Source organism: Pantoea sp. y20 (genome assembly GCF_054903455.1).
The window spans coordinates 3,808,448-3,833,489 of record NZ_CM142816.1; the positions used below are offsets into that span (position 1 = coordinate 3,808,448).

Sequence of the window (25,042 nt, forward strand, 5' to 3'; positions counted from 1 at the left end):
AAACATAAGTTACGCGTTGAGGAAATTAGCCAGCAGCTGATGCCCTTGCTCACTGAGGATGCTTTCCGGATGGAACTGCACGCCTTCCAGCGGCAAGCTGCGATGGCGGAAGCCCATGATCTCATCCGGCTGGCCGTCGCGCAGGCTCCACGCGGTGACTTCAAACTCAGCGGGCAGCGTATCGCGCGCCACAATCAATGAGTGATAGCGGGTCACGGTAAGCGGATTATTCAGATCACGAAACACACCTTGGTTGGTGTGCTGAATCAGCGAGGTTTTGCCGTGCATCACCTGCCGCGCGCGTACCACCTGCGCGCCATAGGCTTGCGCAATCGCCTGATGTCCAAGGCAAACGCCGAGGATCGGCAAGCGCCCGGCAAAATGGCGAATAGCCGCGAGCGAGATGCCAGATTGATCCGGCGTACATGGGCCCGGCGAAATCACCAGATGCGTCAGCGGCAGCGCTGCCATCTCATCCAGCGTAATGGCGTCGTTGCGCACCACACGCACATCCGCGCCCAGCTCGCAGAAGTATTGGTAGAGATTCCAGGTGAAGGAGTCGTAGTTATCGATTAGCAGCAGCATAGTAGGTCGTAGCAGTGTGTCATTGCGGCAACTGGCGCAAGAAAGGTCGCAAAAAAGCCATGTTAACACCTTCAATCTTAATACCCGCTAGCTGACGAAAAAGATTCTGATTACTCTCGCACCCAGTGCTATATTTTGGAGAGTGACTATGTCAGCTACAACGCGAGTATTCAAAACCAAATGGTTCAGTAAGCAAGCCCGTCGGCATCTTATTGGCGATAAAGAACTTTGTCGGGCAATTACAGCAGTAAAACTGGGTTATGCCGATGATTTGGGTGGTGGCGTATTTAAAAAGCGTCTGCAGCAAAATCGCGATCGCGCCATCATTCTGGCCAAAGGGGGTAAAAACTGGATTTATACCTTTTTATTTGCCAAACAGGATCAGAGTAACCTGAGTGAAAGCGAACTTGAGGGCTTTCGTGAGCTGGCAAAACAATACTCGCTGATTTCAAATGAGGCTCTGAATCGGCTGCTCGCCGTTCGGGAGTTAGTGGAGATGTGTCATGACCATAACGCGTAAATTTAAAAGTCCGGCTTTTGCAGCCATTCACAGCGCGGCATCCGGATTGTTTGAAGTAGATGCCATCAGCAAACAGAGCATGCGTGATTTTGATGAACGTTGCCTGAGCGATGTCGCCGCGCTCGATGCGCAGGCGATTAAGAACTTGCGCGAGAATTTGAATGTTAGTCAGCCGGTTTTTGCCCGCTATCTCAACACCAGTGTGTCAACCGTGCAGAAATGGGAAACCGGGGCTAAACGCCCCGGCGGAATATCTCTTAAGCTGTTGTCCGTGGTGCAAAAACACGGGCTTGAAGTGTTACTGTAAAACCTTCGCCGGGCTTACCACTTTCGCAAACTGCGCGGTAAGCGGTGCCAGATCGCCGGCGACGCCCGCCGAGATCGCAGCGCGCCACGCATCGCGTTCGAGTGTTTCCCACGAAAGCTGATACCCGGCATGCAGTGCCAACTGCTCGAAGAAGATGCGCTGCGCGCGGCCATTGCCGGCGCGGAACGGATGCAGCACGAAGATCTCACAATAGTAATGTGCGATACGCGCCACGAACGCTTCCTGCTCAAGGTCAGCCAGGCCGCGCTCTTCCTCCAGCGCCTGCATCAGCGTGTTGCCCTCCTTCTCGATGTATTCGCAATGACAATACGGCGTTTCATCGCGCCAGATATCGATGGTGCGCAATTCTCCCGCCCAGCTGTAGAGATCCTGAAACAGCGTGCGATGAATATGGCAAAGACGTGGCAAACCGATGCTGCGCTGGCCAAGTTCTAACGTCGCCAGGCGCGCGGTGCTGAAAGCCAGTTCCGCTTTGCGCAGCTGGGCTTCATCGTGAATATCGAGGCGATTCTTCAACACATTGTCGTTATGCCACAAATAGGGATCGCGTACCGCTAAGCTGTTATCCACCATATTGCCTCCTCAGCGACTCGAGTCGCTCCTCAGCATGTTCGGCATCAATAAGAGCTTCGCTATAGGTATATCCGGCCAGTCGACAGCTGGCCTGGTAGCTCGCAGCACGGCGCTGCTGCCACAAAGTGGCTTTCTGTTTCTCAGTGAGTTTGCTAGTCATAGCGCCTCCGGCAAGCAATGAGCCCTAAGTATAAGCAGCAATTTTTTGCTTTGCCGGAGAGCCAATGATGCGCCATGCGAAAATGGCGCGTTTCAGAATTAAGGCAGGACTTTGGCGGAGAGGATAACAATCGGTTTTGACGGCACATTTTGGTACGGTCCCACATCTTTGGTAGGGACCTGCGCAATCTTGTCGATCACATCCTGGCCTTTCACAACTTTACCAAATACCGCATAGCCAAAATCACGCTGACCGTGATCGAGGAACGCATTATCGGCTACGTTGAGGAAAAACTGGCTGGTGGCGCTGTCTTTATCTGCGGTACGCGCCATCGAAATGGTGCCGCGCAGATTACGCAAGCCGTTGTCGGCTTCGTTATTGATCGGCGCTACCGTTTGCTTCTGCTGCATGTCGGTAGTGAAACCGCCGCCCTGAATCATAAAGCCAGGAATAACGCGGTGGAAAATGGTGTTGTTGTAGAAACCATTGTTGACGTAATCAACGAAGTTTTTCACCGAAACCGGGGCTTTCTGGTTGTTCAGTTCGAGTTCAATATTGCCCGCAGAGGTGGTGAGCAGCACATGAGGATCGCCTTTTGCGGCGAGCGCGGCAGACGATACGGAAGAGAGCGCTAACAGGGCAACCGCCGCTGTCAAAGTACGTTTAAGCATGAAAGATTCCTTACCATGGAGAGCTAGCTCAAAAACGAGATTGATTGTAAAGAGCATGTGATCCAAGAGCCAGCGTTTTACCGATATTTACGTGGATGTTGCTATTGTCATACTTTTGCCGCCACGCAATCATTTGCGTGATGAAAATCACACTCTCAATGAAATATTTCCGCCTTGTTACACTCGTTGTTTATTAAGATCACAGCAACACTTACAATTCATGACACTTTTTGCCACCTTCGGCGCTTAACAGGTTCAGAACATGACAAACCGTAATCGCATTGGCCTTACCTGGATTAGCTATTTCTCCTATGCGCTCACTGGCGCACTGGTGATCGTTACCGGTATGGTGCTGGACAATATCGCGCAGTATTTCCAGCGCCCTATTTCAGAAATGAGCAACACCTTCACATTCCTCAATGCGGGCATTTTGGTGTCGGTGTTCCTGAACGCCTGGCTGATGGTGATTGTGCCGTTGAAGCGCCAGCTGATCTTTGGCTTTGTGCTGATGATCCTCGCCGTTGCCGGTCTGATGACCAGCCACGATCTCACCGTCTTCTCGCTGTGCATGTTTATCCTCGGCGTCGTCAGCGGCATCACGATGTCGATCGGTACCTTCCTGATCACCCATCTGTACGATGGCCGTCAGCGCGGCGCACGTCTGCTGTTTACCGATTCGTTCTTCAGCATGGCGGGCACCATCTTTCCGATCATCGCCGGTATCTTACTGGCGCGCGCGCTGCCGTGGTATTGGGTTTACGCCTGCATCGGCATCATTTATGTCGCGATCTTTGTGCTGACGCTGTTCATTGAGTTCCCGGTGCTGAAAAGCGAAGCCGCTAAGCCAGGCGTTGAGAAAGAGAAATGGGGCATCGGCGTGCTGTTCCTGTCGATTGCAGCACTCTGCTATATCCTCGGCCAGCTCGGCTTCATCTCGTGGGTGCCGGAATACGCCACCAAATCGATGGGCATGGATATCGCCGCTGCCGGTCAGCTGGTGGGTAACTTCTGGACCGCGTACATGGTCGGCATGTGGGTGTTCAGCTTCGTGCTGCGCTTCTTCGATCTGCAGCGCATCCTGATGGTGCTGGCGGCGCTGGCCACCGGTTTGATGTACTGGTTCGTCACTTCTAAAGACGCCAGCATGCTGCACTGGATCATCATGACGCTGGGCTTCAGCTCAAGCGCGATTTACACCACCATCATCACGCTGGGATCGCTGCAAACCAAGGTCTCTTCACCGAAGCTGGTGAACTTCATCCTGACCTGCGGCACCGTCGGCACCATGTTGACCTTCGTGGTAACCGGCCCAATCGTGGCGCAAGGTGGCGCACATGCTGCGCTCTCAACCGCTAACGGTTTGTACGCCGTGGTGTTTGTGATGTGTGTTCTGCTCGGCTTTGTAACCAAACATCGTCAGCACGGTCACGTCACCCACTAAGTCTGACGGGCGGACCGCAGTCCGCCCTGCTCTTCAGCGTTTGAAGGTTACCGCTTCTTTTCCCGCTAAATAGATCTCGCTGCTGGCGGGCTGCGTCGCAGCGACCAATACACCTTTACGCACTGAATAACGCACCGGCACCTGACGCCGCACCGCATCAAATCCACTCTCCGCCGGCAGGATAATCAGACTGGCATCATTACCTGCTTCAATACCGTAATTCGTCAGCTGCAGGGTTTTGGCGCTGTTGGCGGTAATCAGCTGCAATCCATTATCAATCTGCTCGTAACCCATCAGCTGACAGACATGCAATCCCATGTGCAGCACCTGCAGCATGCTAGCAGTGCCGAGCGGATACCAGGGATCGAACACATCATCGTGGCCAAAGCAGACGTTGATATTTGCTTCCATAAGCTCTTTCACCCGCGTGATGCCGCGACGTTTCGGATAGCTATCAAAGCGCCCTTGCAGATGGATATTCACCAGCGGATTGGCGACAAAGTTGATATTTGAGAGCTTAAGCAGACGGAACAGCCGCGACGTGTAGGCATTGTTGTAGGAGTGCATCGCCGTGGTGTGGCTGGCGGTGACGCGCTCGCCGTTGCCATCGCGGTGTGCCAGCGCCGCCACGGTTTCGACAAAGCGCGACTGCTCATCGTCGATCTCGTCGCAGTGCACATCCACCAGCCGATCGTAGCGATTAGCCAGCGCAAAGGTTTTATGCAGCGACTCCACGCCGTATTCGCGGGTGAATTCGTAGTGCGGAATCGCACCTACCACATCCGCGCCCATGCGTAGCGCCTCTTCCAGCAACGCTTCGCCGTTGGGATAAGAGAGAATGCCTTCCTGCGGAAACGCCACAATCTGGATGTCGATCCACGGCGCCATTTCCGCTTTCACCTCCAGCATCGCTGTTAACGCGGTCAGCGTGGGATCGGAAACATCGACGTGAGTCCGCACATGCTGAATCCCGTTGGCGATTTGCCACTTCAGGGTTTGCTGCGCGCGCTGTTTCACGTCGTCATGGCTCAGTAGCGCTTTGCGCTCCGCCCAGCGCTCGATGCCTTCAAACAGCGTGCCGGATTGGTTCCAGGCGGGTTCGCCAGCGGTTTGCGTGGTATCGAGGTGAATATGCGGCTCGATAAACGGCGCGCTCGCCAGTCCGCCCTCCGCATCCAGCGCGTCAGGCTGGGCTGCGGTTTGCGGCGGCTGTGGGCGAATTTGCGCAATCTTGCCGTTGGCGATTTCGATCTGCCACAAGCCTTGCTGGCCCGCTAAGCGCAGGTTGTTGATCCACTTCAGTGACGGGTTGGCCATGCCGTACTCCTGTAAAACACAAAACCTAAAGCTAGCATGAAAACCCCTGTCACCGCGGGCACATTCCGTAGCGGTGCAATTTATTGCGCGATGAATCGTGCCGCTACGGAATGTACGGCGAAGAAATGATTAGGTAATTATCAACCAAATAAGCCACTTAACTAATTCGTTCAAAATCAGTTACATAACTCGAAATAGGTATATAAGGGTGCGCTTGATGTATATCAATAAGCTCCAAAAGCGCCGCGCTAAGGTAGGCACAGATACCGCAATTTTTGAGGCAAGCATGAGCAAGCACAGTGTCGTTATTATTGGCAACGGCATGGTCGGCCACCGCTTTATAGAAGAACTTATCGACAAAGATGAATCTAATCAGTTTGCGATAACCGTTTTCTGTGAAGAACCTCGCGTCGCCTATGACCGCGTCCACCTTTCCGCCTATTTTTCCCATCACACCGCCGAAGAACTTTCACTGGTTCGCGAAGGGTATTACGAAAAGCATCAGGTAAAGCTGCTGCTCGGCGAACGCGCCATCACCATTAACCGCGATGAAAAACTGATTCACTCGAATAGCGGTCGCGCGGTGCATTACGACACGCTGATTTTCGCCACCGGCTCTTATCCGTGGATTCCACCGATTACCGGCGCGGAAGGCAGTGATTGCTATGTCTATCGCACCATTGAAGATCTCAACGCCATTGAAGCCTGTTCACGCCGCAGCAAACGCGGCGCGGTAATTGGCGGCGGCCTGTTGGGACTGGAAGCGGCAGGCGCGCTGAAAAACCTCGGCGTCGAAACCCACGTCATTGAGTTCGCGCCGGTGCTGATGGCGGAACAGCTCGATCCGCAAGGCGGCGAGCAGCTGCGTCGTAAGATCGAGCAGATGGGCGTATGCGTTCACACCGGCAAAAACACCCAGCAGATCGTCCATCACGCGCAAGGCGGTAAAACGCTGGAGTTTGCTGACGGCAGCGCGCTGGATGTCGATTTCATCGTCTTCTCCACCGGCATTCGCCCGCAAGACAAGCTGGCCAAACAGTGCGGCCTGCAGCTGGGCGCGCGCGGCGGTATCGCCATTGACGATCATTGCCAGACCAGCGATGCGGATATCTTCGCCATTGGTGAGTGTGCCGCCTGGCAGAACCGTATTTATGGCTTAGTCGCGCCGGGCTACAAAATGGCGCAGGTCGCCAGCGATCGGCTGGTTGGCCGCGACAACGCGTTTGCCGGAGCAGATATGAGCGCCAAGCTGAAACTGCTGGGCGTTGATGTCGGTGGCATTGGTGATGCGCATGGCCGCACGCCGGGCGCGCGCAGCTTCGTGTGGCTTGATGAGCAGAAAAATATCTATAAGCGCCTGATCGTCAGCGAAGATAACCGCACGCTGCTGGGCGCGGTGCTGGTCGGTGACACCAGCGATTACGGCAATCTGCTGCAGCTGGCGCTGAATAACATCGCGCTACCGGAAAATCCGGCGTTGCTGATCCTGCCTGCGGGCAGCGGCGAGAAACCGGTAATGGGCGCTGATGCACTGCCGGACAGCGCGCAAATCTGCTCCTGCTTCGACGTCAGCAAAGGCGATATCGTCAAAGCGGTGCAAGGCGGTTGCCACACCGTCGCAGCGCTGAAAACCGAAACCCGCGCCGGCACCGGCTGCGGCGGCTGTATTCCGTTGATTACTCAGGTGCTGAACGCTGAATTGAGCCGTCAGGGCATCGAAGTGAACAATCATTTGTGCGCGCACTTCCCCTATTCGCGTCAGGAGCTGTATCACCTGATTCGCGTGGAAGAGATCACATCGTTCGACGCGCTGCTGGCGAAATATGGTCAGGGCTACGGCTGCGAGGTGTGTAAACCGACGGTTGGTTCACTGCTGGCTTCCTGCTGGAACGAATATGTGTTGAAGCCACAGCTCGCACCGCTGCAGGACAGCAACGATCTGTTCCTCGGCAATATTCAGAAAGACGGTACTTACTCGGTGATCCCGCGCTCGGCCGGAGGCGAAATCACGCCGGAAGGATTGATGGCGATTGGCGCCGTGGCGCGCCAGTACAATCTCTACACCAAAATCACTGGCTCGCAGCGTATTGGCCTGTTTGGCGCACAGCGCGACGATCTGCCGGCGATCTGGACGCAGCTGATTGCTGCCGGTTTTGAAACCGGACAAGCGTATGCCAAAGCGCTGCGCATGGCGAAAACCTGCGTCGGCAGCGTCTGGTGCCGCTTTGGCGTAGGCGATAGCCTCGGCTTCGGCATTGAGCTGGAGCATCGCTACAAAGGCATTCGTACCCCGCACAAGATGAAGTTTGGCGTCTCCGGCTGCACGCGCGAATGCGCCGAAGCGCAGGGCAAAGACGTGGGTATCATCGCCACCGAGAAAGGCTGGAACCTGTATGTGTGCGGCAATGGCGGCATGAAGCCACGTCACGCCGATTTGCTGGCTGCCGATCTTGATCGCGATACGCTGCTGCACTATCTCGACCGCTTCATGATGTTCTACATCCGCACCGGCGATCGCCTGCAGCGCACCTCGCTGTGGCTGGAAAGCATGGAAGGCGGCATTGACTATCTACGCAGCGTGATTATTGATGACAAACTCGGTCTGAATACGCAGCTTGAAACGGAGCTGGCGCGTCTGCGCGCGGCAGTGGAATGTGAATGGACCGCGACGCTGCAGGATCCGCAGCAGCAGCGTCACTTCCGCACTTTCATCAACAGCGATCGCCGCGATCCGCTGGTACAGCACATCAACCAACGCGATCAGCATCGTCCGGCGCAACCCGCCGAGCGCATTGCGGTCACTCTGATTGAGGAGATCGACGCATGAGCCAGTGGCATTCGGTGTGTGAACTCAGCCAAATTCTGCCTGCGACCGGCGTATGTGCGCTGATCAAAGGCCAGCAGATTGCCCTCTTCCGTCCGCACGACGATGAGCAACTCTACGCCTTGAGCAATATCGATCCTTTCGCCCAGGCCAGCGTGTTGTCACGCGGTCTGATTGCGGAGCACCAGCAGGCGCTGTGGGTGGCGAGTCCACTGAAGAAACAGCGCTTCCGCCTGAGCGATGGCCTTTGCCTGGAAGACGAAGCGTGCTCGGTGGCGAGCTATCCGGTGCGCGTTCGCGATGGCAAGGTCGAGATCTGCGCCTGACAGCATTCCTTCACTTTATGAGACGTCACTATGTTTACTGACACCCTGAATAAATGCGCCGCCAACGCGGCGCGCATTGTGCGTACGGCGCAGCACAGCCCGCTGGCCTTCTGGATCAGCTCGGCGATGGCGGGCGCTTACGTTGGCCTGGCGATTATCCTGATCTTCACGCTCGGCAATCTGGTCGATCCGGCTTATCGTCCGCTGCTGATGGGCGCGACTTTCGGTATCGCTTTAACGCTGGTGATCATCGCTGGTTCCGAGTTGTTCACCGGCCACACCATGTTCCTGACCATCGGCGTCAAAGCCGGCAGCATCAAGCAAGGCCAGATGTGGTGCGTGCTGCCGCAAACCTGGCTGGGTAATCTTGTCGGTTCAGTATTCGTCGCGCTGATTTATTACTATGCGGCGGGACCGCTGCTGCCAAATGCCGGATCGCTGCTGCACAGCGCGGCGCTGGCAAAAACCACGCAGCCAGCCATGCCGCTGTTCTTTAAAGGCGCGCTCTGTAACTGGCTGGTCTGCCTGGCGATTTGGATGGCGGTGCGTACCGAAGGCACGGCGAAGTTCATCGCCATCTGGTGGTGTTTGCTGGCGTTCATCGCTTCCGGCTACGAACACTCGATTGCCAACATGACGGTCTTTGCGCTGTCGTGGTTTGGTCAGCATAATGCCGACTTCACGCTAAGCGGCATCGGCCACAACCTGCTGTGGGTGACGCTGGGCAATATGTTCTCCGGCATGGTGCTGATGGGCCTCGGTTACTGGTACGCCACACCGCAGGCCGAAGCGCAAGCCGCGCCGCTCAAAACCGCCTAACACTTTTTCAGCCCGCCTTGCGCGGGCTTTTTTCAGGATGAGCTATGGACTACTTTCCGCTGTTTTGCCGCCTGCAAGGCAAGCGCTGTTTGCTGGTGGGCGGTGGCGATGTAGCAGAACGCAAAGCGCGTTTACTGCTGGACGCCGGTGCCAATTTGCAGGTTGGCGCGCTGGATTTCTCTCCCGCTTTTCAGCAGTGGGCACAACAGGGAAAGTTGACCTTACTCCCCGGCGCGTTTGACGAGCGCTGGCTCGCGGATTGTTGGCTGGTGATTGCCGCCACCGATGATGATGCGGTGAATCAGCAGGTTGGCGATGCGGCTGAGCGGCGGCGCATCTTTTGCAATCTGGTGGATGCGCCGCAGGAAGCCAGCGCGATTATGCCGTCGATTGTTGATCGTTCGCCGCTGATGATCGCCGTGTCGTCTGGCGGTCGCGCGCCGGTGCTGGCGCGTTTGCTGCGTGAAAAACTTGAAGCGATGCTGCCACAACATCTCGGTGAATTAGCGTCACTGGCCGGATCGTTGCGCAATCGCGTGAAGCGCACCTTTTACAGCATGGCGCAGCGGCGCGCTTTCTGGGAGCGCTTCTTCGTGAACGATCGTCTGGCGCAAACCCTGGCGAATGACGATCGGACACGCGCCGAGCACATCGTCGAGACTTTGTTCGATGCGCCGCTATCGCAGCAAGGCGAAGTGGTGCTGGTAGGCGCCGGGCCGGGCGATGCGGGGCTGCTGACGTTGAAAGGTTTGCAGCACATCCAGCAGGCCGATGTGGTGGTGTATGACCGCCTGGTCTCGGCGCCGATTCTTAATCTGGTCCGCCGCGATGCGGAGCGCATCTTTGTCGGCAAACAAGCCGGCAATCACTGCGTACCGCAATCGCAGATCAACCAGGTTTTACTTGAGCAGGCGCAGAGCGGCAAGCGGGTGGTGCGACTAAAAGGTGGCGATCCCTTTATCTTCGGCCGCGGCGGTGAAGAGCTGGAACTGCTGGCGCAGCACAACATCCCGTTTAGCGTGGTACCGGGCATCACCGCCGCCTCGGGCTGTTCTGCTTACAGCGGTATTCCGCTGACGCATCGCGACCACGCGCAGAGCGTGCGTTTCGTCACCGGCCATTTGCAGCAGCATGGTGAAATTGAGTGGCGCAAGCTGGCGGCTGAACAGCAAACGCTGGTGTTCTATATGGGGCTGGCGCAGGCGCCGGAAATTCAGCAGCAGCTGTTGCAACACGGCATGGATGCTGCGATGCCGGTGGCGATCGTGCAGAACGGCACCACGCCGCAGCAGCGCGTTGAGACCGCAACGCTGGCGGAACTGGCCACGCTGGCGCAGCAGTTTGCCAGTCCGGCTCTGATTATTGTTGGTCGCGTGGTGGAACTGCGTTCTCAGTTACGCTGGTTTTGAAACGGCAAAAAACTGTACAGCGCTGCGCTTTGTCGCCAGACTATGGGCCATCTTTCTCGTCAATAAGGAGTTTCCATGCGCGTTGCTTCACGGGTTTGCGCGTTGTTATTGCCGTTAAGCGCGGTTGCTACCGCCGCACCGGTTACCTGGTCGAACGTGGTGGGTGAATGGCAGGTGGTGGCAGTAACGCCTAAGAAGGAAGTCGGTCAGCTGTATATCAAGAATGATCCGCAGTTTATGGGCGCGCGCGTGGCATTTAAGCCGAATGCGATCACCTGGACGCGCGGCACTGCTGAGCGCAGCATCAATCCTTCCGTCGATAACTGCAACGCTAAGCCGCGCCTGAGCGCCGCGAATGGCGCGAGCCAGGATCGTGATTTCAGCTTCCGCTACGGTTTCAATGTGAGTTGTGGCAACCAGGCGTGGGGACCTGCGCCGGGCGCGGTGATCAGCGTGCTGGCTGACGGTAACGCCCGCCTGTTCTGGGATGGCGCGGAACTGGCGTTACATCGCATCAAATAAAAAACGGCGGGTCAAATGACCCGCCGTTCTGTTCTATTCCGCACACCGCTTACGGCTGTGCGACAAAACCTACCGCTTCATACACTTTCTTCAGCGTTTCCTGCGCATGAGCGCGGGCTTTTGCTGCGCCATCGCGCATCACCTGATTCAGCAACTCTTCATCATTACGGAAACGATGATAGCGCTCCTGCAGCTCGGTCAGCATGCCGGAAACTGCTTCAGCCACTTCACCTTTCAGATGGCCGTACATTTTGCCTTCGAACTCTTGCTCCAGCTGCGCAATGGTTTTACCGGTCACGCCCGCAAGAATATCCAGCAGGTTTGATACACCGGCTTTCTCTTTGACGTCGTAGCGCACCACTGGCGGCTCGGCGGAGTCGGTCACCGCACGTTTGATCTTCTTCACCACCGCTTTGGTGTCTTCCAGCAGACCAATCACGTTGTTACGGTTGTCGTCTGACTTGGACATTTTTTTGGTCGGCTCAAGCAGCGACATCACGCGTGCACCCGATTTCGGAATGAACGGTTCAGGCACTTTGAACACATCGCCGTACAGCGCATTGAAACGCTGGGCGATATCGCGGCTCAGCTCCAGATGCTGCTTCTGATCTTCGCCAACCGGCACCTGATTGGTTTGATAGAGCAGGATATCGGCCGCCATCAGCACCGGATAATCAAACAGGCCTGCGGTGATGTTTTCCGAGTAGCGCGCGGATTTATCTTTGAACTGCGTCATGCGGCTCAGCTCGCCAAAATAGGCGTAGCAGTTCAGCACCCAGCTCAGCTGCGCATGCTCTGGCACATGCGACTGAACAAAGATGGTGCTTTTTGCCGGGTCGATGCCGCAGGCAAGATAGAGCGCTAAGGTATCCAGCGTGGCTTTACGCAGCGCGGTTGGATCCTGACGTACGGTGATGGCGTGCAGATCGACGATGCAGTAAATGCAGTGAAAATCATCCTGCATCTGCACCCACTGACGCAGCGCACCCATATAGTTGCCAATGGTCAGTTCACCGGAAGGCTGGGCGCCGCTGAAAACGATGGGTTTGCTCATGTTATGTCCTGATAATCACAGCCCGATAGCGGGCAAAAGTTCGTCAAAAGAGTCGAGAGTTAAATCGGGTTGGCTGGTAGCAATCGGCTCGCCGTAGTTGTAGCCGAATGTCATACCGATGTTCGGTACGCCTGCCGCCTGGGCCGCGAGAATATCATTGCGAGAATCGCCGACAAACAGCAATTGTCCCGGAAGCACGCCAAAATGGCCAAGGACGAGGAAAATGGCCGCTGGATGGGGCTTTTTCACAATTACGTCGTCACCGCCGATAATCTGCGTGAAGTACTCAGCAATCCCGAGCGACTTCAGCAGCGGCGCCACAAATGGCGTTGGCTTGTTGGTGACGATCGCCAATGGCAGGCCTTTCGCCTGCAAGGCCGCCAGCGTCTCTACTACCTGCGGGAACAGCGTACTGCCCGCTTCTACCGTTTGCGCGTAATACTTGTCAAACAGCGCACGCGCATCGCGTTGCTCTTCGGCATGCGGCTCGCGTCCCAGCGCCCAGGTCAGCGCGCGGGTCATCATCACGTCAGCGCCGTTACCAATCCAGGTAGAAGCCAATGCCAAACCCGGCGGCGGCAGCTGCAGATCGCTCAGCGCATGATCGATGGCTTGTGCCAGGCCCGGCGCGCTATCGACCAGCGTACCGTCGAGGTCAAACGCCAGCGCGCGGATATCAGTGAAATGAGCCATTAACTTTCTCCAGTTCGCCACGCATCTCATCGATCACTTTTTTGTAATCCGGATGACCGAAGATCGCGGAACCGGCAACAAACATATCGGCACCGGCGGCAGCAATCTGGCCGATGTTATCGATTTTCACGCCGCCATCCACTTCCAGACGAATGTTGTAGCCACTCTCATCAATCAGGCGACGCGCCTGACGCAGTTTGTCGAGCGTACCGGGAATGAAGGATTGACCGCCAAATCCTGGGTTCACCGACATCAGCAGAATGATGTCCAGCTTATCCATTACATAATCGAGGTAGTCGAGCGGCGTCGCAGGATTGAACACCAGACCGGCTTTGCAACCATGCTCTTTGATCAGCTGCAGCGTGCGATCAACATGCTCGCTGGCTTCTGGGTGGAAAGTGATGAAGGTGGCGCCCGCTTTAGCGAATTCCGGGATCAATGCATCCACAGGTTTAACCATCAGATGCACATCAATAGGTGCAGTGATGCCGTAATCGCGCAGCGCTTTAAGCACCATCGGCCCCATCGTCAGATTGGGAACGTAGTGGTTATCCATCACATCGAAATGGACCACATCACCACCTGCCGCCAGCGCTTTGGCCGTGTCTTCACCCAAACGCGCGAAGTCAGCAGCCAGAATTGATGGGGCCAGTAAAAATTGTTTCATCCGATTCTCCCAATTTTGTGCGCCAGCCTGAGCTGGCGTAATGCCTTGGTCGCGGACGAAACAGGCTAGCGGAAAAGCGCTAGCAGTTCGTCGACTTGCGTGCGACCACTTATGCTTCGGCTGATGGAACGCCGGGCTTTGACTATGTGTAAATCCGCATTCTGATACCACTCACGCGTGAGTACCGTATCGTGGTTAGAAATCAGTACCGGGATGCGATTTTGCTGCGAAAGCTTATTGGCTAACTCAGCCAGATGCTGCTGCTCGCGCAGACTAAAACTGTTGGTGTGGTAAGCGGTAAAATTCGCTGTCGCCGAAAGCGGGGCATACGGCGGATCGCAATAAACCACTGAGCCTTCAACGGCGTTGTTCAGAGTAACATCGTACGATTCACAGACAAAGGTCGCTTTTTGCGCCCGTTCGGCAAACCAGAGCAGCTCCGCTTCCGGGAAGTACGGCTTGCGATACCGGCCAAAAGGCACGTTAAACTCACCGCGCAAATTGTAGCGGCACAGACCGTTATAACCGTGGCGATTGAGATACAGAAACAGCACCGCGCGCTGATATTCATCTTTGCTCGCATTAAAGGCGATGCGCTGCGCGTAGTAGGTTTCTGCAGTGTTGCCTTCGGCGTTGAAAAGCTGTCGCGCGTCTTCAATGAAAGCCGCGGTACGCGTTTTGACGATGTTATACAGATTGATGAGATCACCGTTGATGTCCGCCAGGTGATAGCGGTCATAGTCGGTGTTGAGGAACACGGAACCGGCGCCGACAAAGGGTTCGATTAGACAATCACCTTGTGGCAAATGACGACGGATGTCATCGAGGAGCGGGTATTTCCCTCCGGCCCATTTCAGGAAAGCGCGATTTTTTTTCATGCTGTCGTGGTTATTACATCTTAATTATTGGCTGTGGTGGAACCGACAGCAGCTCTGCGCTTTAAACGGGGCCGCATTTTTGCGGCCCCACATCTCATTACTGGCTTTCTTTCTTCACCTGGCTAAGCGGTTTTACCCACGGATTGGCCGCACGCACTTCCGCTGGCAGCGATGCCACGGCGCGTTTCGCATCGGCTGGCGTGGCGTAAGCGCCGCTCACCAACACATACCAAGGTTCGCCGTTACGCGTGGTTTTATACACGTGATAACCACTCAGGTTCTGTTTTCTCGCCCAGGCGTTCAGGCTCTCTTCTTTCGACGCACCGCTCAACTGCAGCGTGTAGTTCCCGCCCGACGGCAACGATTTGCTGGCACCGCTCGCACTGGCAGGCGCGGGATTACGCGTCGCGGTGGTGCGGGTGTTGTTCTCTTTCACAGCTGCTGGTTTAGTGGCGGTCGGTGTTTTATGCGGCGTCGACGCGTGCGTCTCGCGTGTACCGTTGTTGCTGGTGCGCGCGGGGGTTTCTGAACGCATGGCTGGCGGCGTGATCGCTTTACCGTTGCCGCTGACTGTGGCTGGCGCGGTTGGCAGCGAGCTATTACCCTGCGCGCCTTGTGCTGCGGCATCGACAGAACCTTGCTGATTGTTCAGCGCACTATTGAGATCGCCCGGCAGCGTGACACGTTGTTGATTAGCTGGCGTATCCACAGGCGCAGCTTGCGTCGGCGTCGAGGAGACTGATGGCATCGAGATGGATTGACCATCGCTGCCCGCTGGTGCAGTTGTGCCCGCGGTGTTTTGCGCTACGCTGCCTTCAGCAGAAGGCGTGGCGTTTTGCTGGCCGCTCATGGACGTCGATCCCGAAAGGTCGATGTTCTTTTCGCTGCCACCAGCAGAAGGTGCCGCGCCATTATTTGCGGTATTGGTTGCAGGTTTCTTCTCGTCTGGGCCGGTTAATGCTGAACCAATCCCCAGCACCACCAACAGCAGAACCAAAATACCAATGCCCATCATCATATGTTGACGGGAAACCGGTACTTTCACTTTCGGCGCAGAAGACGATTTGCGTGGCCGCGTCGGACGGCGGTCACTGGCGTCAGGTTTTAACTCGTCTTCCGGTTTGAACTCATCCATTTAGCCTCCTCCGTAAAACGACGCGCTTCCCACACGCCGCATCACCACTCATCACTTCTAATAATCAGGGTTTCTGGCAATCGTTGATTGCTGCCAGCACCATATCATGAGCCACACCGCCACGCACTTCAGAGCGGCCAATAGCGAGAGGCAGCACCAGACGCAGCTCGCCCGCCAGCACTTTCTTATCGCGCATCATGTGTGGCAAATAATCTTCCGCCGCCATGCTCGCCGGGCCATGTACAGGCAAACCAGCACGCAGCAGCAGTGCGATAATGCGATCGGTTTCAACCGAGGTGAACTGCCCTAAACGTTCAGCGGTACGTGCGGCCATCACCATGCCAGCCGACACCGCTTCGCCGTGCAGCCAGTTGCCGTAGCCCATGTGCGCTTCAATCGCATGACCAAAAGTATGGCCCAGATTGAGCAGTGCACGTACGCCGGTTTCGCGCTCATCAGCCGCAACCACTTCTGCTTTTAGCTCGCAGCAGCGACGGATGCAGTAAGCCAGGGCTTTTTCATCCAGCGCCAGCAGAGCATCAAGATTTTGCTCTAGCCACTGGAAGAATTCGCCATCAAGGATAATGCCGTATTTGATCACTTCCGCCAGACCGGACGCTAGTTCGCGCGGTGGCAGAGTGGTCAGGCAATGGGTATCCACTACGACAGACGCGGGCTGATAAAACGCCCCAATCATGTTTTTGCCGAGTGGATGGTTTACCGCGGTTTTTCCACCGACGGAGGAGTCAACCTGAGACAACAACGTGGTCGGCACCTGAATAAAGCGCACGCCACGCTGATAGCTGGCTGCAGCAAATCCGGTTAAGTCACCAATCACGCCACCACCGAGTGCAATCAACGTGGTATCACGACCGTGCGGCTTTTTCAGCAGCGCGGTGAACACCTCGTCCATGACCGCCAGGGTTTTGTACTGCTCACCATCAGGCAAAATGACCTGATCTACCTTAATGCCGGCATTGCTGAGCAGCGCTGACAGGGGTTCAAGATAGATCGGCGCCAGGGTCTGGTTTGTCACCAGCATGGCATTGTCGCCTGCTTTGAGCGGCCAAAAAGAAGCCGGATCGTTAAACAGTCCGGCAGCGATGGTGATGGGGTAACTGCGATCCCCGAGTGAGACAGTGATCTTCTCCATGATGACCGATACCTATTGCTGAGCCCTCAGGGCGCTGGATTAGTTCTTTTCCAGCATGTTGATGATCTGATTGGCCACCACTTTTGCACTCTGATCGTCAGTGCGAATAGTGACATCAGCGATCTCTTCATAAAGCGGATTACGTTCACCAGCTAGCGCTTCCAGTACTTCGCGCGGCGGTGATTCAACCTGCAACAGCGGACGCTTTTTATCACGCTGGGTTCGTGCAAGTTGCTTTTCGATGGTGGTTTCAAGGTATACGACCACACCGCGGGCGGAGAGACGATTACGGGTCTCGCGGGATTTGACTGAGCCGCCACCGGTCGCGAGGACAATGCCTTGCTTCTCGGTCAGCTCATTAATGATCTTTTCTTCACGATCGCGGAAGCCTTCTTCGCCTTCCACATCAAATACCCAGCCTACATCCGCTCCGGTGCGTCGCTCAATTTCCTGATCGGAATCGAAAAATTCCATATTGAGTTGCTGAGCCAACTGACGACCAATAGTGCTTTTGCCGGCACCCATCGGCCCAACCAGAAAGATATTGCGTTTCTCTGCCATTTTATCGGTATTACTAAGAATTCGTTGATGATACCCCGCGTTCAGCATAGCTGGCGGGACAGGAACTGAGACCTCATGAGCGTTAACAAGAGTCAGACGGAAAATTATCTCAACACTCATGGCCGTTTGGCAACCGAATAAATTGCCCCCGGCGACCTCTTAACAGGACCGGTCTGTGGTTCGCGAGACGGTAACGCACCTCCGCTGATCCGCTATATTTCGTGCTACAGGCACGCTGGCCGGGGTCATCCACTGTCATCGCTTACCGATGTAAGCACAGTGCATTCACTCATTTAACGTCTTACTGGAGCTCGAATTATTTTGGCGATATTTCTTTTGACGTCAGTATCGCTTGTGACCAACGTCATTCGGAAGGTTATTCTGCCGCGTTCCGTTACACCGTTTTGAAAATCGCTAAACCTTGTAAGCTAATTCCAGCCCTGCGTCAACGCAGTTGGCCTCACAGAACGAATTTTCCGCTTTATCCGGCAGTAAGCGCTGCTTCCCTGACCAGTCTGGGAGTAATAAAGATCACCAGCTCCTTTTTCTTCTGCTCATCAGTTTGCTGACGGAACAAATTCCCTAATAAAGGCATATCGCCCAGCCAGGGCACGCGTTTTTCGCTCTGCGTACGCTGCTGCTGGAAAATGCCGCCCAGCGCTAAGGTTTCGCCATCGCGCAGCGTCACCTGAGTCTCGATCTCCTGCTTATCAATACTCAGCACCTGGTTGTCGCCAATGTTTACACTGCGCCCTGGCAAGTTCTGGCTCAGCCGCAGTTTGAGCTGGATGCGGCCATTTCCCAGCACCACCGGCGTCACTTCCATGCCTAAAACCGCTTCCTTAAATTCAATGGCGGTGGCACCGCTGTTGCCCGATTTCACCTCATAAGGGATTTCCGTGCCCTGTTTGATGCTGGCGGTTTGCTGATGCGAGGTAAACAAGCGCGGACTGGCGATGATTTCGATTTGGTTCTCCTGCTCCAGCGCACTCAGTTCCAGGTTGAGCAGTTCGCCGCTGACCTGGCCCAGCGTCACGCCCGCGCGAAACGCCGGATTACTCACCGCAAGAGGAATCTCGAGCAGCGGGTTGCGCAACGCCTGCGTTACCACTTCTGCCGGTGACGTGCCCCAGTTAACACCTAACTCGCGCAGATGCTCTTCATTGATGGTGACGATGTGTGCCGCGAGCTCAACCTGCTCGAGCGACAAATCCAGCGCTTTTAACCAGCGCTCGGTGTCACGCAATGCCTCAGCCGTATCGCGCAGCAGCAAACTGTTGGTGCGGCTATCGATCGTGACGCTACCGCGCGGCGTCATCAACGAGCGTTCGGCTTGCAGGCTGCGGTAAATATCGCTGGCGCTGGCGTAATGCAGCGTCACGGTTTGTTGTTCCAGCGGCGTTTGCTGCTTCTCCTCCTCACGCTCCACCTTTTCCTGTTGCGCCTGCTGCTGCTGCCAGCTTTCCGGATAGACCAGCAAAACGCCCTCTTCCTGCACCACGATGAGTTTTGCCAGCTGCGTCACCAGCGCGAGCGCGCGATCCCAGCCGACATTGTCTAAGCGCAGCGACAGCCGACCTTCAACGCCCGGCGCAATCAACAGGTTGGTCTGCTGATAATCTGCCAGCGCCTGCAAAATGCGTTCAACCGGCGCATCATCAAACGTCAGACTTAATCGGTCGTCGTTAGCGCGCAGCGGCATGCTCAGACACAACAGCATCAGTAACGTCATCCATTTCATAAAAACCTCCTTTTATTACCCATGTGATTTGCTGTGGCGTGCAGCTTTGTGCTGCGCTCAATACCAGCATGCGCGACGTAAGCTGCACGACTTGCCAGGGCGGCTGGGGAAAAGGCGCTTGATTATCCAGCCGATGGCTTTTGCCTTGAGGTGACACCAGCCACGCCACGTAGTGCGGCGCCGTGCCAATAATGCCCTGTAAGCGCCAGCCTTCTGGCGCAGCAACCTGCGTCTGACACAGCGTTGCTGCCAGCGGCTGGAAAGGATCGCGCGCCAGTGCCAGCGAGCTGCAGAGTAACAACAGCAAGGCGCTACTCCGCATCGTCACTCTCCAGCCACAGTTGCGTGTTCAATACGCCTTGCTCGGCTTGCAGCTGAAAGCGTTGTGGCACCGGTAATCGGGTGCTGGCTAGTTCACTAAACAGCGGCAGAAATTGCGGCCAGGCAAGCCTTAATTGCAGTTGCTGCGGCTGGCTATCCGGATGCCAGGCTTCCAGCTGATTGCCGCGCGCTGCCACGATTCGCTCCAGCGTTTGCTGAGTGCCGGTATCCTTCGTGGGTTGCTGCAGCAGGCTAATCTCGCTCTGCAACACATCAATCGCCGGAAGTGAAGCCAGCTGTTGCAACCGCTGTTGCTGCTGTTGACGCATCTGTTCCAGCTGCCGCGCTTGCGCTTCACGCATCTGCTGCTGCGGACGAAGCAGCACGATCCACGTCAGCGCAAACAGCCCCAGCGATAACGTCAAAAGTCCCAGCATGCGCAGCGGCAGCGTGAGCATCAGCCAGCGCTGCAGGAGTTCATTCATCGGCTACCTCCTGCACGCGCGCATGCAAAGCAAAACGATAGTCGCCGCCCGCTTCGCGCTTCACACCGCCCTGCTTTACGCTGCTGAACAGCGGCTGAGTCATGAGCTGATGACGAAAATCACTGACCGCCGCCATGCTCTGCGCCCGCCCTTCCAACACCAGTTGCCCTTGCCGACGTTCGAGGCGATTGAGCCACAAGGTGTCTGGCATTAACTCCGGCAGTTGCTGCCAAAAATGCTGCCAGCGCTGATGCTGATCTTGCCGTTGCAGCTGTGCCTGCTGAGCCTGAAGGAGTGATTCACGCAGCTTCAACAGCGATTGCTGCTGTTCCAGCTGTTGCTGCAGTGCGCTGAGGAGAGAGGTGATATCCATCAGCGCGTCCGTTTGTTGCTGCCGTGCAATGACGCCGCGCCACCACAGTAATGAGAGGATCAGCAAGGTGCAGACCAGCGTAAGCGACAGCAGCGAGAGGCTCTGCTGGCGCCGCCGCTGCGATTGCTGGATGCGCCAGGGAAGCAGGTTGACCGCCAGCATCAGACATCCTCCGGCCGCAGCGCCAGCCCAAGCGCGATGGCAAAAATACCTTCCTGTGCAGGCAACGGCGGTTGCAGATAGTGCAGCAGCGAAAACGGCTTGCAGCGTTTAACCTGCTCCTCAGGCAAAACCTGAGTTGAGGTGCAGAATACGCTTTCCATCTGCGGAAAGGTTTCGCGCAGCTGCGTAAGGGTGAGAGGTTCGGTGGCCGCGCCTGATGTAGTGCTTTCCCCCACCAGCGTCCATAGCCAATGATCGCTAAGCGGATGAATCAATAAGTGGTTGTGGCGTAACGGCAGGCGCATGGCGATCTGCGTCAGCGCCAGGCTACTCAGTTCGAATACGTCCGGTCGCAGACCTGCCTGCTTGAGCGGCGTCAGCCATTGCGTAATCACCTCGCGCCGTGCCGCGGTAACGTAAAGCGGTGCATCCTTGCCCGGTGAGCGATAATCCAGCGACAGCGAAGCGGGTTCGACGGGAAACAGACGCTGCGCAGAAGCCGCCACATAGCGCCCCAGCGCGGGTTCACGCAGCGAGGTTTCCGGCAGCGGCAAAGTGCGTTGCAATACCAACTGCGGCGGCAGGCCAACGCGCAGTGAATAGCGCTTCGGCAGATGGCGCTGCCAGCGCCCTAACATATCCAGTAACGCAGGCGTGGTTTGCAGCACGCCGTTTCTTAACGTATCTTGCGGCAGCGTTTGTTGCCACCAGTGTCGCAACTGCCAACCATGACGTCGGCGTTCGATGCCAAGGGCACACAGTTGTCCGTTTTGGATATCCAGTCCAATTTGCCAGCGCTGAAAAGCCATACGCGCGATCTCCTTATCATTAAAAGGTCAGAGTGCTGATACCCCGGCAACTTCAAGCCTGACAGGTATATGAATGCGTCAGGCTTGTCTTTATACTACCGCGCGGTTGCTTATAAACTGCTCAAACGACAACAGATGGGAATTCTCAGGTGAAGTTCGTAAAGTATTTATTGATCCTTGCAGTGTGTTGCATTTTGCTGGGAGCCGGCACGGTTTATGGTTTGTACAAATACATAGAGCCGCAGCTGCCTGATGTGAACACATTGAAAGATGTGCGCCTGCAAACTCCTATGCAGGTTTACAGCGCGGATGGCGATCTAATCGCCCAGTACGGCGAGAAGCGCCGTGTCCCGCTGACCCTACAACAGATGCCGCCTGAGTTAATCAAAGCGTTTATTGCCACCGAAGATAGCCGTTTCTACGAGCATCACGGTGTCGATCCGGTGGGGATTTTCCGTGCAGCCAGCATTGCGCTGATGTCCGGTCACGCCTCGCAGGGCGCCAGTACCATTACTCAACAGCTGGCGCGTAACTTCTTCCTCAGCCCGGAACGCACCTTGATGCGTAAGATTAAGGAAGCGTTCCTCGCGATCCGTATCGAACAGCTGCTAAGCAAAGATGAAATCCTTGAGCTCTATCTCAACAAAATTTATCTCGGCTATCGCGCGTACGGCGTAGGCGCGGCGGCGCAGGTCTACTTTGGTAAACCTATTGATCAACTGTCGCTGAGTGAAATGGCGATGATTGCTGGGTTGCCAAAAGCACCTTCGACGTTCAACCCGCTCTATTCTCATACGCGTGCGCTGGCGCGTCGTAATGTGGTGCTGGCGCGTATGCTGGATCAAAACTACATCACGCAGCAGCAATATAACGAAGCGCGTAACTCGCCGCTGACGGCCAGCTATCACGGCCCGGAAATCGCCTTCTCTGCACCTTACTTAAGTGAAATGGTGCGTCAGGAGATGGTGAAGCGTTATGGCGATAAAGCCTATGAAGATGGTTACAAGGTCTACACCACCGTCACCCGCCATCTGCAGGAAGCCGCACAGCAGGCGGTGCGTAACAATGTGATGGCGTATGACATGCGCCACGGCTATCGCGGTCCAACCAATGTGCTGTGGAAAGTGGGCGAAGCGAGCTGGGATCAAACCCGCATCCAGAATGCGCTGAAAAATCTGCCAACTTACGGACCGCTGAATGCTGCGGTGATCACCAGCGCCAGCGCCGATCACGCCACGGCGATGCTGAAAGATGGCAGCAGCGTTACGCTGAATATGGCCGGCGTACGCTGGGCACGCGCTTACAAATCTGACACGCTGCAAGGCCCAACGCCGCGCAGCGTGACGCAGGTGCTGCAAACCGGCCAGCAGATTTGGGTGCGTAAAGTGAATGACGACTGGTGGCTCGGCCAGGTTCCGGCGGTGAACTCGGCGCTGGTGTCACTCAATCCAGAAGATGGTGCGGTTCGCGCGCTGGTCGGCGGTTTCGATTTCAATCAGAGCATGTTCAACCGCGCAACCCAGGCGCTGCGTCAGGTGGGTTCCAACATCAAACCCTTCCTGTATACCGCAGCGATGGATCGCGGTTTAACGCTGGCATCGATTCTCAACGACGTGCCGATTTCGCGCTGGGATGCCGGTGCGGGTGCTGACTGGCGTCCGAAGAACTCACCGCCAACGTATGCAGGTCCAATCCGTTTGCGTCAGGGCTTAGGCGAGTCGAAAAACGTGGTGATGGTACGTGCGATGCGTGCGATGGGCGTTGATTACGCGGCGGAATATCTGCAGCGTTTCGGCTTCCCGGCGCAGAACATCGTGCATACCGAATCGTTAGCCTTAGGCGCGGCGTCCTTTACCCCAATGCAGGTAGTACGCGGCTACGCGGTGATGGCGAACGGCGGCTTCCTGATTGATCCTTACTTCATCGCGAAGATTGAGAATGAACAAGGCGGCGTGATCTTCGAAGAAAAACCGAAGATTGCCTGTCCGCAGTGCAACCTGCCGGTGATCTATGGCGATACCAAAAAGTCGGTCGCGTTGAATGAAGAGAGCGTCGAGAATGTCGCGACCTCCGATCAATCGCAGAACCAAACCGTGCCGCAACCGGAGCTGGAGCAAGTGCCTGCACAGCCGGGTGGCGAGCAGCAGTATGCTCCGCACGTGATCAACACGCCGCTGTCATTCCTGATCAAGAGCGCGCTGAACACCAACATCTTCGGCGAGCCGGGCTGGATGGGAACGGGCTGGCGTGCCGGTCGTGACCTGAAGCGTAACGATATCGGCGGCAAAACCGGTACCACCAACAGCTCGAAAGATGCGTGGTTCTCTGGTTATGGTCCGGGCGTGGTGACGTCGGTGTGGATTGGTTTCGATGATTCGCGCGCGTTGGGTCGCTCCACCATGTCAGGTGCGATACCGGATCAAATCTCCGGTTACGAAGGCGGCGCGAAGAGTGCACAGCCAGCGTGGGATGACTATATGAAATCCGCGCTGGAAGGCGTGCCGGTACAGCCGCTAACACCGCCAGATGGCGTGGTTACCGTTAACATCGATCGCGGCACCGGCAAGTTGGCTAACGGCGGTAACTCGCGTCAGGAGTACTTCATCAACGGCACCCAGCCAACCGAGTATTCGGTGCATGATGTCGGCACCACCCTCATGGACAACGGCGAAAGCCACGAACTGTTCTGATCAAAAAAGCCGGCAAATGCGCCGGCTTTCTTTTTTTAATGATGATGCAATTTAGTAGCTTAAACGGCCCTGCTTCACCAGCCACTCACGCACCATAAACAGCGCGCTGACGTTACGCGCTTCGCGGAAGTCGGGTTCATCCAGCAGCGCCAGCAGATTATTTAGCGGCCAGCGATGGACAATAAGCGGCTCCGGCTCATCACCTTCCAGCTTCTCTTCGTACAAACCTTCCGCCACCACGATGTTCATCTTGCTGGAGAAATATGAGGGCGCCATGGTCAGCTTGCCCAGCGCTTCCAGTTTGGTGGCACCAAATCCCGCTTCTTCTTTCAGTTCACGATCGGCGGCTTCAAAGGCGCTTTCGCCAGGATCGATTAGCCCTTTAGGAAAGCCCAGTTCATAGCTTTCCAGACCGACGGCATACTCCTGAATCAGGATCACGTCATCGCCAATTATCGGCACAATCATCACCGCTTCACGGTCGGAAGGTTTCATGCGCTCATAAACGCGGCGCGCGCCATTACTGAAAGCGAGATCGACCGCTTCGATGGTGAACAGGCGGGAGCGGGCCACCGCTGCCACATTGAGGATGTCAGGTTTTTTCATTGGGGTTTTCATATCAGCCTCAAACTTAGCACAACCCTGTGAAACGTGATGACGCCAGCATACCGAAGCCAGAACTATTGTGCGACACGCAGCGTAAGTAAACTATGGTGACATACATTCACTTATGGCTGCTAACAACTTCTTGTTATCTATGCAGTTAAAAATTCACAATAAGTCAACGGTGTGGGGTTAAATTCAGAAAATACCGATATTTAGTTG

The 25,042-nt window shown here is 55.9% G+C and carries 27 protein-coding genes; 9 read left to right on the forward strand and 18 right to left on the reverse strand.

Features of this window, described 5'->3' with window-relative positions:
- Positions 1 to 9 precede the first annotated feature (9 nt).
- Positions 10 to 585 (reverse strand): aminodeoxychorismate synthase component II, encoded by a 576-nt coding sequence (locus ACYAC5_RS17735; RefSeq protein WP_137386648.1) that lies wholly within the window; start codon positions 583 to 585, stop codon positions 10 to 12.
- 148 nt (positions 586 to 733) lie between these two features.
- Between ACYAC5_RS17735 and ACYAC5_RS17740 the strand changes: the two genes are divergently transcribed.
- Both ACYAC5_RS17740 and ACYAC5_RS17745 read left to right on the forward strand, forming a co-directional pair.
- Positions 734 to 1,105 carry a type II toxin-antitoxin system RelE/ParE family toxin gene (locus tag ACYAC5_RS17740; RefSeq protein ID WP_192236992.1) on the forward strand — a complete coding sequence of 124 codons (372 nt, stop codon included), beginning with the start codon at positions 734 to 736 and terminating at the stop codon, positions 1,103 to 1,105.
- Positions 1,089 to 1,412, forward strand: a complete 324-nt coding sequence (locus tag ACYAC5_RS17745) for a helix-turn-helix domain-containing protein (protein WP_192236991.1) — start codon at positions 1,089 to 1,091, stop codon at positions 1,410 to 1,412. The genes ACYAC5_RS17740 and ACYAC5_RS17745 overlap by 17 nt, the downstream gene beginning before the upstream one ends.
- Here ACYAC5_RS17745 and ACYAC5_RS17750 read toward each other — a convergent pair.
- The 3 genes from ACYAC5_RS17750 to ppiA all read right to left on the reverse strand — a co-directional run bounded on the left by ACYAC5_RS17750 (position 1,404) and on the right by ppiA (position 2,837).
- Positions 1,404 to 2,006, reverse strand: coding sequence for a putative adenosine monophosphate-protein transferase Fic (locus ACYAC5_RS17750; protein WP_192236990.1), 603 nt, complete (start codon positions 2,004 to 2,006; stop codon positions 1,404 to 1,406). The two genes, ACYAC5_RS17745 and ACYAC5_RS17750, sit on opposite strands and share 9 nt — an antisense overlap.
- Positions 1,996 to 2,166 (reverse strand): YhfG family protein, encoded by a 171-nt coding sequence (locus tag ACYAC5_RS17755; RefSeq protein WP_101762654.1) that lies wholly within the window; start codon positions 2,164 to 2,166, stop codon positions 1,996 to 1,998. Before ACYAC5_RS17755 ends, ACYAC5_RS17750 begins: the two co-directional genes overlap by 11 nt.
- A 98-nt stretch (positions 2,167 to 2,264) precedes the next feature.
- Positions 2,265 to 2,837, reverse strand: a complete 573-nt coding sequence (gene ppiA, locus ACYAC5_RS17760) for a peptidylprolyl isomerase A (RefSeq protein WP_277974171.1) — start codon at positions 2,835 to 2,837, stop codon at positions 2,265 to 2,267.
- Positions 2,838 to 3,099: 262 nt separating this feature from the next.
- On the opposite strand from ppiA, the gene tsgA reads away from it, so the two are divergent.
- Positions 3,100 to 4,278, forward strand: coding sequence for an MFS transporter TsgA (gene tsgA, locus ACYAC5_RS17765; protein WP_008101801.1), 1,179 nt, complete (start codon positions 3,100 to 3,102; stop codon positions 4,276 to 4,278).
- A 33-nt stretch (positions 4,279 to 4,311) separates the two neighbouring features.
- Here tsgA and ACYAC5_RS17770 read toward each other — a convergent pair whose 3' ends face one another.
- Entirely contained in the window at positions 4,312 to 5,595 is a 1,284-nt protein-coding gene (locus ACYAC5_RS17770) for a cytosine deaminase (protein WP_277974172.1), read from the reverse strand.
- 286 nt (positions 5,596 to 5,881) lie between these two features.
- On the opposite strand from ACYAC5_RS17770, the gene nirB reads away from it, so the two are divergent.
- The 5 genes from nirB to ACYAC5_RS17795 all read left to right on the forward strand — a co-directional run bounded on the left by nirB (position 5,882) and on the right by ACYAC5_RS17795 (position 11,495).
- Positions 5,882 to 8,422: a nitrite reductase large subunit NirB gene (gene nirB, locus ACYAC5_RS17775; protein ID WP_462062057.1), complete on the forward strand. Its 2,541-nt coding sequence runs from the start codon at positions 5,882 to 5,884 to the stop codon at positions 8,420 to 8,422.
- On the forward strand, positions 8,419 to 8,745 hold the full coding sequence (nirD, locus tag ACYAC5_RS17780) for a nitrite reductase small subunit NirD (protein ID WP_110867613.1): 327 nt from the start codon (positions 8,419 to 8,421) through the stop codon (positions 8,743 to 8,745). Before nirB ends, nirD begins: the two co-directional genes overlap by 4 nt.
- A gap of 30 nt (positions 8,746 to 8,775) precedes the next feature.
- Positions 8,776 to 9,564 (forward strand): nitrite transporter NirC, encoded by a 789-nt coding sequence (gene nirC, locus ACYAC5_RS17785; protein WP_277974174.1) that lies wholly within the window; start codon positions 8,776 to 8,778, stop codon positions 9,562 to 9,564.
- 44 nt (positions 9,565 to 9,608) lie between these two features.
- The gene (gene cysG, locus ACYAC5_RS17790) at positions 9,609 to 10,973 is read left to right on the forward strand and encodes a siroheme synthase CysG (protein WP_277974175.1); all 1,365 of its coding nucleotides are present in this window, start codon (positions 9,609 to 9,611) and stop codon (positions 10,971 to 10,973) included.
- A 75-nt stretch (positions 10,974 to 11,048) separates the two neighbouring features.
- A complete protein-coding gene (locus ACYAC5_RS17795; RefSeq protein ID WP_277974176.1) occupies positions 11,049 to 11,495 on the forward strand; it encodes a hypothetical protein in 447 nt (148 codons plus the stop codon).
- 49 nt (positions 11,496 to 11,544) lie between these two features.
- Here ACYAC5_RS17795 and trpS read toward each other — a convergent pair whose 3' ends face one another.
- The 12 genes from trpS to pilM all read right to left on the reverse strand — a co-directional run bounded on the left by trpS (position 11,545) and on the right by pilM (position 21,527).
- Complete coding sequence (gene trpS / locus ACYAC5_RS17800) at positions 11,545 to 12,549, reverse strand: tryptophan--tRNA ligase (protein ID WP_101762662.1); 1,005 nt, start codon at positions 12,547 to 12,549, stop codon at positions 11,545 to 11,547.
- 15 nt (positions 12,550 to 12,564) lie between these two features.
- Entirely contained in the window at positions 12,565 to 13,242 is a 678-nt protein-coding gene (locus ACYAC5_RS17805; RefSeq protein WP_101762663.1) for a phosphoglycolate phosphatase, read from the reverse strand.
- Positions 13,226 to 13,909: a ribulose-phosphate 3-epimerase gene (gene rpe / locus ACYAC5_RS17810; protein ID WP_008107883.1), complete on the reverse strand. Its 684-nt coding sequence runs from the start codon at positions 13,907 to 13,909 to the stop codon at positions 13,226 to 13,228. Before rpe ends, ACYAC5_RS17805 begins: the two co-directional genes overlap by 17 nt.
- 65 nt (positions 13,910 to 13,974) lie before the next feature.
- Entirely contained in the window at positions 13,975 to 14,787 is an 813-nt protein-coding gene (dam, locus tag ACYAC5_RS17815; RefSeq protein ID WP_101762665.1) for an adenine-specific DNA-methyltransferase, read from the reverse strand.
- Between the two features lie 97 nt (positions 14,788 to 14,884).
- The gene (locus ACYAC5_RS17820) at positions 14,885 to 15,922 is read right to left on the reverse strand and encodes an SPOR domain-containing protein (RefSeq protein ID WP_192236982.1); all 1,038 of its coding nucleotides are present in this window, start codon (positions 15,920 to 15,922) and stop codon (positions 14,885 to 14,887) included.
- A 64-nt stretch (positions 15,923 to 15,986) separates the two neighbouring features.
- A complete protein-coding gene (aroB, locus tag ACYAC5_RS17825) occupies positions 15,987 to 17,075 on the reverse strand; it encodes a 3-dehydroquinate synthase (RefSeq protein ID WP_192236981.1) in 1,089 nt (362 codons plus the stop codon).
- A gap of 39 nt (positions 17,076 to 17,114) precedes the next feature.
- Entirely contained in the window at positions 17,115 to 17,636 is a 522-nt protein-coding gene (gene aroK / locus ACYAC5_RS17830; RefSeq protein ID WP_008107887.1) for a shikimate kinase AroK, read from the reverse strand.
- 481 nt (positions 17,637 to 18,117) lie between these two features.
- Positions 18,118 to 19,377, reverse strand: coding sequence for a DNA uptake porin HofQ (hofQ, locus tag ACYAC5_RS17835; RefSeq protein ID WP_462062058.1), 1,260 nt, complete (start codon positions 19,375 to 19,377; stop codon positions 18,118 to 18,120).
- Positions 19,322 to 19,699 (reverse strand): HofP DNA utilization family protein, encoded by a 378-nt coding sequence (locus ACYAC5_RS17840; RefSeq protein WP_277974178.1) that lies wholly within the window; start codon positions 19,697 to 19,699, stop codon positions 19,322 to 19,324. Before ACYAC5_RS17840 ends, hofQ begins: the two co-directional genes overlap by 56 nt.
- Complete coding sequence (locus ACYAC5_RS17845; protein WP_101762670.1) at positions 19,689 to 20,183, reverse strand: HofO family protein; 495 nt, start codon at positions 20,181 to 20,183, stop codon at positions 19,689 to 19,691. The genes ACYAC5_RS17840 and ACYAC5_RS17845 overlap by 11 nt, the downstream gene beginning before the upstream one ends.
- Complete coding sequence (locus tag ACYAC5_RS17850; protein ID WP_277974179.1) at positions 20,176 to 20,718, reverse strand: PilN domain-containing protein; 543 nt, start codon at positions 20,716 to 20,718, stop codon at positions 20,176 to 20,178. The genes ACYAC5_RS17845 and ACYAC5_RS17850 overlap by 8 nt, the downstream gene beginning before the upstream one ends.
- Positions 20,718 to 21,527 (reverse strand): pilus assembly protein PilM, encoded by an 810-nt coding sequence (gene pilM, locus ACYAC5_RS17855; protein WP_277974180.1) that lies wholly within the window; start codon positions 21,525 to 21,527, stop codon positions 20,718 to 20,720. The genes ACYAC5_RS17850 and pilM overlap by 1 nt, the downstream gene beginning before the upstream one ends.
- 149 nt (positions 21,528 to 21,676) lie before the next feature.
- On the opposite strand from pilM, the gene mrcA reads away from it, so the two are divergent.
- Positions 21,677 to 24,217, forward strand: a complete 2,541-nt coding sequence (mrcA, locus tag ACYAC5_RS17860; RefSeq protein ID WP_101762673.1) for a peptidoglycan glycosyltransferase/peptidoglycan DD-transpeptidase MrcA — start codon at positions 21,677 to 21,679, stop codon at positions 24,215 to 24,217.
- A gap of 51 nt (positions 24,218 to 24,268) precedes the next feature.
- Here mrcA and nudE read toward each other — a convergent pair whose 3' ends face one another.
- A complete protein-coding gene (nudE, locus tag ACYAC5_RS17865) occupies positions 24,269 to 24,835 on the reverse strand; it encodes an ADP compounds hydrolase NudE (RefSeq protein ID WP_101762674.1) in 567 nt (188 codons plus the stop codon).
- Positions 24,836 to 25,042: the final 207 nt, after the last annotated feature.